Here is an 8785-nt window from a genome sequence, read left to right as displayed (position 1 = left end):
AATAATATCCATAAACTGTTGAGTAGAGATGATTATAAACCTAGTCTCAGCATTGTTGATTTCCGCCTCCGGGCAGTTCGCTTTCCGTGGGCACGGCCTCAGCCTCCTCGCGGAAGAACACCGCTGCGGGGTCTTCGGACACGTGCTGTTCCCACAGGAGTCGACTGCCCTCCGGCTCCAATCAACCATGGTGATAGAAGTATCAAACTGTGCAGAGCTGTTTACCAAGCACACCCAGCGAAGGAAATACACGGAGACTCCTATGGGAGGACAGGCCTAGGTGAGACTACGCAGGAGCGAAGCGACGAGTAGGCTCAACAGCCGCCCATGGAAAGCGTAGTGTATTTCCGTAGCGGTATTCCGCTTTGTGACTGCGTTCATTTTTAGACAGCGGAAATCAACGGTTTACCAACTGGGTTTACAAATTTTCACTACTGCACAGTTTCCTTCAACTGCTTAGGAAGATTTAAATCATGCCTTCTGAAAATAATATTGCTTTCATGGTATACTTGTTTTATGGGAGTGCAAATAAAAAATGACATATAATACTTCATATCAACAAATTTTTCTTAATCAAGTTTCTATACCAATAAAATTATTAACGGATTATCGGTTGCTCGGATTAAATGAACAAGATGTTGTATTAATATTACAAATACACAGATTCCTTCAGCAAAATAATGATTTTCCAACACCTTCTGAAATTGCATCGTCTTTAACAATTTCAGAAGCCGAATGTGTAGAAAATCTACGAAAACTGATCCAGAAAAGTCTTTTGGAAATTAAAGAATTACGTAATGACCAAAATAAACTAAGTGAGGCATACAGTTTAGATCCACTTTGGACGAAATTGTTTACGTATGAAGAAGAAAAAAGCAAGCAGGAGAAAGAAGGTACAATATTTATTCTTTTTGAGCAAGAGTTCGGAAGACCACTTTCTCCATTTGAAATTGAAACGGTGAATGCATGGTTAGATGAAGATAAACTTGCACCTTCCTTAATAAAAGCAGCCCTTCGTGAATCCGTACTAATGAGTAAATTAAATTTTAAATATATTGACCGCATTTTACGAGAGTGGAAGAAGAAGGGTATCCATACAGTAGAACAAGCTAGGGAAGAAAGTAAGTCCTTTAGAAAGACCCAAGTTACTAAGCAATATAATACTGGGCGTAGAGATACATCTGTTTATTTTAATTGGTTGGAAGGGGGAGAGGAGTAAATGCTAAATAAAACTGAAATACGTTTTTGTTTAGATCAAATGGCGGAAATGTTTCCGGATGCTCATTGCGAATTAATACATAATAATCCATTTGAATTACTGATTGCCGTGTTACTTTCTGCACAAACGACAGATGTGAACGTTAATAATGTCACCTCATCACTGTTTAAAAAATATAAATCTCCTGAAGATTATTTAGCTGTAGATTTATCAGAATTGGAAAATGATATAAGGTCGATTGGTTTATATCGAACAAAGGCAAAAAACATTCAAAAGTTATGCAAAAAATTAATTGAAGACTTTGGAGGCGTTGTTCCCGAAACTCGAGAAGAATTAATCCAGCTTGCTGGAGTAGGAAGAAAAACTGCTAATGTTGTGATGTCTGTAGCTTTTAATCGACCGGCAATTGCCGTAGACACACATGTAGAACGTGTAGCCAAAAGATTGGCATTTTGCAGATGGAAAGATTCTGTTTTAGAAGTAGAAAAAACATTAATGAAAAAAATACCTGAAGATGAGTGGAGTGTATCACATCATCGGTTTATTTTCTTTGGCAGATATCACTGTAAGGCCGCTAATCCAAATTGTCCGGAGTGTCCTTTATTGACAGTTTGTAGAGAAGGTAAAAAAAGAATGAGAAAATTAGAAGTGACATCAAGCCCTAAGTAAAAGTTTTTAATATTAAAAGAATGAAAAAAGAGGCAATCCTATTTGGAAAGCCTCTTTTTAAATTGATATTACTCCTCACTATCTTCATTATCATCACTGTTAGTTTCTTGATCATCATCATTACCTTGATCCGGGGCATCGTCATTATTGTTTTCATTATCGTTTTCATCATTATCTTCGCCATCATCATTTTGAGCATCCACAGTAATACTAGTACTTCTTGGTTCTCCGCGATTTCCATTTACGATCGGCGTAACTGTAATATTGTACGTATTACCAGGGGTTACTCCATTAATTTGTATGTTTCTTGACTGAACGGTTTGTTTCTCGCCATTAATATCTACTTCAAATTGTGCATCACCACTGTATTGCCATTGAATGTTAATCGAGGAATTAGCTTCATTGTAACTAGCTTGTAAACCTTCAACAGGAGAAATTGTTTCTTCCTCATCTTCCTCCTCTTCATCTGCAAGTTTGACAGTAGCTGATTTTGGCTCACTACGCGTACCATTCTCTGTATCTACTGCGGTTACTTGAATCGTGTACGTAGCATCAGATTCAATTTCTGCTATCTCAACAGCTAAATCTTCAGTGGTGGTTAATTCTTTGAATTCACCATCGTCTACTTTATATTTCACCTCAAATGAGATCGTATCTTCTTGATTTTCGTAATCCCAACTAACTTCAATCGCTTGTTTTCCTTCATTATAATTTGCCGAAAGATTGCTTACTGGGTCAAGTTTATCAAATTTTTCTGATACAGATGTAGGCTCAGTACCTTTAACAAATAACTCTGTAACGATATTTTCTTTTGGCGTATGATCACTAGGTAATGCCGGTGGATTAGATCCTTTTTCTACTTCAACCTCTACTACAGAATCCGGCTTAACAAAATCAGCTGTCTCAATGTCTTTTGATATTTCCGCCATTGTGTTTTTAAAAAGTGCATGTGGTATTTGGGTGTTTTCAATAATCCGGTTGTTTTCTTTATATCCTGTCCAAATGGCGATGGAATAGTTTGTTGTGTAGCCGGCAAACCATGAATTATTTGCTCCAGATTTACCTTCAAGATTCGTCGTTCCGGTTTTGCCCGCTACAGGCATTCCCGGAATATTCGCATTTGTACCAGTTCCACTGCTTAGTACCGATTTTAACATATCTGTAACCATATAAGCGGTATAATCTGACATGACTGCTTCAGCTTCTGGCTTTAAATCAACTACGGAACCATCAGGAAATTCTACTTTAGTAATTGCGTGTGGTTCTGTATAAATACCTTCATTTCCAAATGCACTAAATGCTCCTGCCAATTGTAAAGGGGATATAGTTGTTTCTGTTCCACCAATAGCGTCACCAATCAAGACTCGATCTTCATGAAAATTAATACCTAATCCTTCCGCAAATTCTTTCGCTTGATCAAATCCAATTTCCTCTAACGTTTTTAACGCTGGAACGTTTAACGATTGTGCTAAAGCGTAACGAGCGGATACCCAGCCTTGATATTGACGATTCCAGTTTCGAAACGGATTTTTACCACCGTAATCATACGGTGCATCATCGTTAATTTGATGATATGTCGACCATTTTTCATACTCGATTGCAGGTCCATACGAAAGGATTGGCTTGATCGTTGAACCAGGTTGCCTAAACGGATTAATTGCGTAGTTTGATCCAAATGCACTTTCGCGGTTTCTGCTACCGCCAACAGCACGAATTTCTCCAGTCTTAGTATCTACAACCGTCATTCCTGCTAATAAATCATCATCGGGGTAAGAAACAGGATTTTCAGCACTATCAGTAAGTAAAAACTCTACATGTTCTTGAATATCGGTATCCAATGTCGTATAAACTTTTAAACCAGCTGAATTAAGATCGACACCTTCTAACTTTTCCTCCAACTCTTTTTGTGCCTGTTGAATAAATGCATCATAAGCAAATGGATCCGGTTTTTTATCTGTTAGTACACTTGCTACATCAACCTGTCTTGCTTCATTTGCTTCCTCTTCTGTAATTTTTCCATGACGCACCATTAATTTTAGCACTGTATCGACACGCTCTTGCATTAAATCGGGATTTTCAAATGGATTATATGCAGTCGGCCGTTGGGGGAGACCAGCTAACATTGCAGCTTGCACTAGTGTAAGATCATTTAAATCTTCTATCCCAAAATAAACTTCTGCAGCTTTAGCAACTCCATAAGCATTACTTCCATAAAATATTTTGTTTAAATACATTTCTAAAATTTGTTCTTTTGAAAATTCTCGTTCTAATTTTAGTGCTATCCACTGCTCTTGCACTTTTAACTTAATTGATTTTTCCGGTGTTAGAAACATATTTTCAACAACTTGCTGTGTAATTGTACTAGCACCTTCTGAACCAAAGCCATGCTTGATATTCGCTTGAATAGCCCCACCAATTCTTCTTAAATCAATTCCTGGATGTTCAAAAAACCGAGCATCTTCCGTAGCAACTACTGCATCGATTAATACTTGCGGTAAGTCATCATACCCAATTTTCACTCTGTTTTCGGCACCGAAAGCAATATCTGCGAAAGGTTCACCGTCTTTATCGTAAAATTGTGAAGCATATGGTACATCTAATTTTTCAACATCAAGTTTTGGTGCTGTTCCGATAAAGAAAGCAAAAACACCTACTCCAGTAATCCCCATGGCAAGAAATATAATGAGTAATGTCATAAGTACTTTTTTCCATAACGGCTTTTTCATTGTTTTATTCTGTTTCCTTCTAGCAGTTCGTGATTTTCTTGTTGCCATAGAAAGAACCTCCATTCTAAAAATAGAGTTGGTCAATTACTTTTAGATAGTCAACTCTAGCTTGATACGTAAACGGGATTAAATGTCCTTGTTCTTTAAAGATTTTGTAGGGAATTGATTTTTTTCCCCCTTGTAACATTTGCTCCCAATAAAATAATAATATTTCCGCATTTATAAAATATGTCTCATTAAGTTCAGTAAATCGAATAATTACAAAACAAATTCCATTATGATTTAGGATTGCGTTCATGTGTTGAAACTGATGTTCATGAATATTTGCCAATGGAAATAAAGTTTTATTTTTTGTTTCCTTTGCTTCAAAATCAATATGCTTACCTTTATAAATTCCGTTATAATCGGTTGTTGATTTTGATTGGAAATAGCCTTCAGTTATTACAGCAGCACTTCGTTTTGGGTAATGCACTTTTACGATTTGAATTGGCGTTGGCTTTTTATGAATAATTGCTTTATTCGTTTCTAAATAAAATTGATTCGTTACATTTATATCTTCTTCTAAAGACATTCCTCGATTACTAAAAGTAGTCGATCTATTTATGTGGGAACGCTTCGTAGTTGTTTCTTGTTTTCTTATCCCACCTGGATAATTCATTTAATCCCTCCTGCTATCATATAATATCAGTTTTTAAAAAGAAATTATAGTTTGTTATCATATCTATTATACCTGATTTCTAATCTTTAGAAACGTACTTAAAATATAAGTAACAATTAAATAATTAGATTGCAACACAGTTTTGACATAAAATCGACAAAATTTGAAATAATTTTCAGTGAAAGCTATATATGCAAATTTCTAACTAGTTTTGTCGGATGTGCAGGACTCTTTTGAATAATAACGAATATTGCCAGTAACCAATATTAATTTGAGAGGTACGGTGATAAAAATGATGGCTTTACAAACTACAAAAGATAACAAAGTAATGGATCATACAAATGCAAATATAGAAGATGCACTAAATAGTTTACATGCTCAACTTAGACAAATAGAGGAGAAATATGATTTAATGATAGAGAGAGAGATAAATAAAATGTACCATCAGCAAGTTCGTTTATTTATGTACTCATATGACTTTTTAGATCAATCCAGCAGAATGTCTGAATCTAAATAACTCAACTTTCGCAGGTTGAAATAGGCAGGTATGCCTTGATGTAGTTAGGGAGACCTGCAACCCATTGTAGTAATTGACTTTTAATTAACTTTTGAATTCTTTTATTGGTATGTTTCAGGGTATCTTCAAGAAGCTCGATTAATTGTTGTAAAGCAACAACCCAATCAAGTTCATTTATTTCGTCACATAATTCATAAAATAGACCACCAATCGTTCTATCATCTGTACTGCAGCGATTTTGCCATGACAGTACAATATATCTGGTGAATACAATGGTCGTGTGACTGATGAGCGCATCATATGAACGACTTTGAAACTCCTTTTGGAGTTTCAAGAGGGATTTGGTCGTCTTGAAAAAGACTTCGATATCCCATCGCATTCCGTAAATACGAATGATCTCATAATCGTTTAGGGTACAGTCCGTACTCAAAATGGCCAGCCAATCACTTTTCTTGTTTCGGTTACGCACAAAGATGATCTTGACTGGAATGCCATTGGCCTGTGTTGTATGAATGGAACGCATAATACCATTTTTTCCATCGGTTGGCGTAGCCAAACGATATAATTGATCTAGGCTGACACGTTCTCCATTCACGAGGTAGCGTTGCTTCAATTTTTTGACCATACCGATTACGTCCAAGCCTTGATCGACCAGCTCTTTAATAAGCGGTTGTTGAGTGAACCACGAATCCATTAAGACATACGAAGCGTCAATACCATTCTTCATTGCTCGTGCAATCATATCTGGTATTTGTTCCGGTGCTGATTGCAGTGCTTCCATACGACGTTTGTAACCTGAACTGCGTTTATCAACTGTTTCGGAAATACCGTTGATTCGGCTCTTTTTGGAGCTTAACAGTGAAAAGTCGATAGGCAGAAAAGTTGCGCCATCAGACCAACCCAAGGTCAACATGCGAAAGCCTTTATAGAAACGCATTTTCTGGGAGGCGTGATCAAAGCAACGTGCAAGAAGCTCTACCTTTTTACTACGATTCCGGTCATATGATGAATCATCCACAATGAATACTTTCGGGCGGTCATGACGTGTCAATTTTGATACTTTACCAATAGTATGTGCAGCGAGTAGAAGCAGGAAACGGCGCCAGTTGAATGTTGATCTGTTTAGAAAGCGATACATGGTATCCTTTCCAGGAATATCTCCAGCCTTCTTGCTCTTAAGCATTTGAAACAAGTTTTTATTCTCAAAAATCAGACAAAAAATTAATTGGAAAATGTAAGAGCAAGGATAACCAACAAACTTTTTAATACCAGCGTTTCGCAAATGCTTGAACATATTCAATTCCTTAAATATCAATTTTATTTCGGTTGGCAGTTGATTATTTGTATTATTTTTCGCTATCATAGTAGGGACACCTCTTCTGTTTTGGTAGTGATTCTGGATAAATCAACTATACCAAAAGTTGAGGTGTTTTTTCATTCTAAACCAATTTGTCAATTACTATATATTGCGCCCGGTGGGCGCATAAGGTTATTAGATCTGTTATGAATTTCTTGGTGCGAAAGTTGAGTGATTACAAGGTTATGGTTTTAGCAGTAGACGAAGATGTAATAGCAAGACGATTCCAAGATATGTTCTCTAAAACAGAGTCAGGATTACAGTTTGATGATGTAACGAAAATCATCGGTTGTTGGAATGGTCTCGTAAAACGTGATGGCGAGTCCAATAAAACACTTGGCTTACCAATGAAAAGAGCTATCGCATTTACAGGTACGATTAAAGATTCAAAAATGATTACAGACATGTTTTCTACTGTTGTAGATGAATACTTATATAAAGAACAGAACATGACTGGTTCACAGTTTAACATAGAGATTCAACACGCTGATGGAACAATGAACGCTGTAGAAAAGAACGAAAAAATTGATTGGTTGAAGAGTGAAGTACCAGATAATACATGTCGAGTCCTATCTAATGCCCGCTTTTTAACGGAAGGTGTTGATGTACCAGACTTAGATGCTGTAATGTTTTTAAAACCACGTAAATCAAAAATTGATATCGCTCAAGCAGTAGGACGAGTCATGCGAACAGCAGAAGGTAAAGATTATGGTTATATTATTTTACCAATCGGCGTTCCAGCAGGTGCAGAAGCTCACTCTATCTTGGACAACAATGAAAAGTATGCAGTGGTTTGGGAGATCCTAAACGCTTTACGATCAATTGATGAACGATTTGACGCAACGATTAATAAGCTTGAATTAAATAAAAAGAAGCCGAATCAAATCTCAATCATTGGTGTGGGTGATGCTCCTGGTGAAGGTGGATTAGGATATCCAGAAGAAGGAGATATTAACGAACAGCTAGCATTAGAGTTAGATGAGGAAAATTTATCTGATTTAGAAAAGGCTATTTACGGAAAGATTGTTCAAAAAGTAGGTAATGTGCGTTACTGGGAGCAATGGTCGGAAGATGTTGCAAAAATAGCACAACAACATATAGCCCGAATTAATGTCATGCTGGAAGATAAGACAAGCACTGTTTACAAAGAGTTCCAGAAGTTCATGAAAAGTATTCGTCATAACATTAATGACTCAATCTCTGAACAACAAGCAATTGAAATGCTGTCACAACATTTAATAACAAAGCCAGTATTTGAGGCCTTATTTGAGACCTACAGCTTCGTAAATAATAACCCTGTATCCCAAGCGATGGAGTCCATATTAGAGTTGCTGGATAAGCAAGGATTACTAAAGGAACAGGAACAGCTAGAAGATTTCTACGATAGTGTACGAGTACGTGCAGAAGGTATTGATAACTTAAAGGCAAAACAAGACATCATCATTCAGTTATATGATAAGTTCTTTAAAGTTGGATTTAAGGAAACAACTGAACGATTAGGGATTGTCTTTACGCCAACAGAAGTAGTAGATTTTATCATTCACTCTGTCGATGATGTACTTAAAAAACACTTTGGCAAATCATTAGCTAGTGAAGGTGTCCATGTACTAGATCCCTTTACTGGAACAGGAACATTTGT

Annotated in this window: 7 protein-coding genes; 4 read left to right on the top strand and 3 right to left on the bottom strand. The window is 36.6% G+C overall.

Going from position 1 to position 8785, the window contains the following annotated elements; translation table 11 throughout:
- Window positions 1–535: 535 nt before the first annotated feature.
- A complete protein-coding gene (locus ACPYKA_RS15840; protein ID WP_479543188.1) occupies window positions 536–1219 on the top strand; it encodes a DnaD domain-containing protein in 684 nt (227 codons plus the stop codon).
- On the top strand, window positions 1220–1888 hold the full coding sequence (gene nth, locus ACPYKA_RS15835; protein ID WP_479543187.1) for an endonuclease III: 669 nt from the start codon (window positions 1220–1222) through the stop codon (window positions 1886–1888).
- Window positions 1889–1956: 68 nt separating this feature from the next.
- Here nth and ACPYKA_RS15830 read toward each other — a convergent pair whose 3' ends face one another.
- Together ACPYKA_RS15830 and recU are read right to left on the bottom strand one after the other, a co-directional pair.
- Window positions 1957–4662 carry a PBP1A family penicillin-binding protein gene (locus ACPYKA_RS15830; protein ID WP_479543186.1) on the bottom strand — a complete coding sequence of 902 codons (2706 nt, stop codon included), beginning with the start codon at window positions 4660–4662 and terminating at the stop codon, window positions 1957–1959.
- A 16-nt stretch (window positions 4663–4678) separates the two neighbouring features.
- A complete protein-coding gene (gene recU, locus ACPYKA_RS15825) occupies window positions 4679–5272 on the bottom strand; it encodes a Holliday junction resolvase RecU (RefSeq protein ID WP_479543185.1) in 594 nt (197 codons plus the stop codon).
- Window positions 5273–5567: 295 nt separating this feature from the next.
- Here recU and ACPYKA_RS15820 point away from each other — a divergent pair, with 295 nt between their 5' ends.
- Complete coding sequence (locus ACPYKA_RS15820) at window positions 5568–5789, top strand: hypothetical protein (RefSeq protein WP_479543184.1); 222 nt, start codon at window positions 5568–5570, stop codon at window positions 5787–5789.
- 1 nt (window position 5790) lies between these two features.
- On the opposite strand, the gene ACPYKA_RS15815 is transcribed toward ACPYKA_RS15820, so the two are convergent.
- Window positions 5791–7152: an IS4 family transposase gene (locus ACPYKA_RS15815; RefSeq protein ID WP_479543183.1), complete on the bottom strand. Its 1362-nt coding sequence runs from the start codon at window positions 7150–7152 to the stop codon at window positions 5791–5793.
- Window positions 7153–7313: 161 nt separating this feature from the next.
- Between ACPYKA_RS15815 and ACPYKA_RS15810 the strand changes: the two genes are divergently transcribed.
- On the top strand, window positions 7314–8785 hold a 1472-nt coding region (locus tag ACPYKA_RS15810; protein ID WP_479543182.1), incomplete at its 3' end, for a helicase-related protein.

It is taken from the genome of Pseudogracilibacillus amylolyticus (SeqCode), assembly GCF_051918545.1.
Classification (GTDB): Bacteria; Bacillota; Bacilli; order Bacillales; family Amphibacillaceae; genus Pseudogracilibacillus.
Note: the sequence above shows the minus strand (reverse complement) of the source record. Positions and strands in the feature narration are given on the sequence as shown.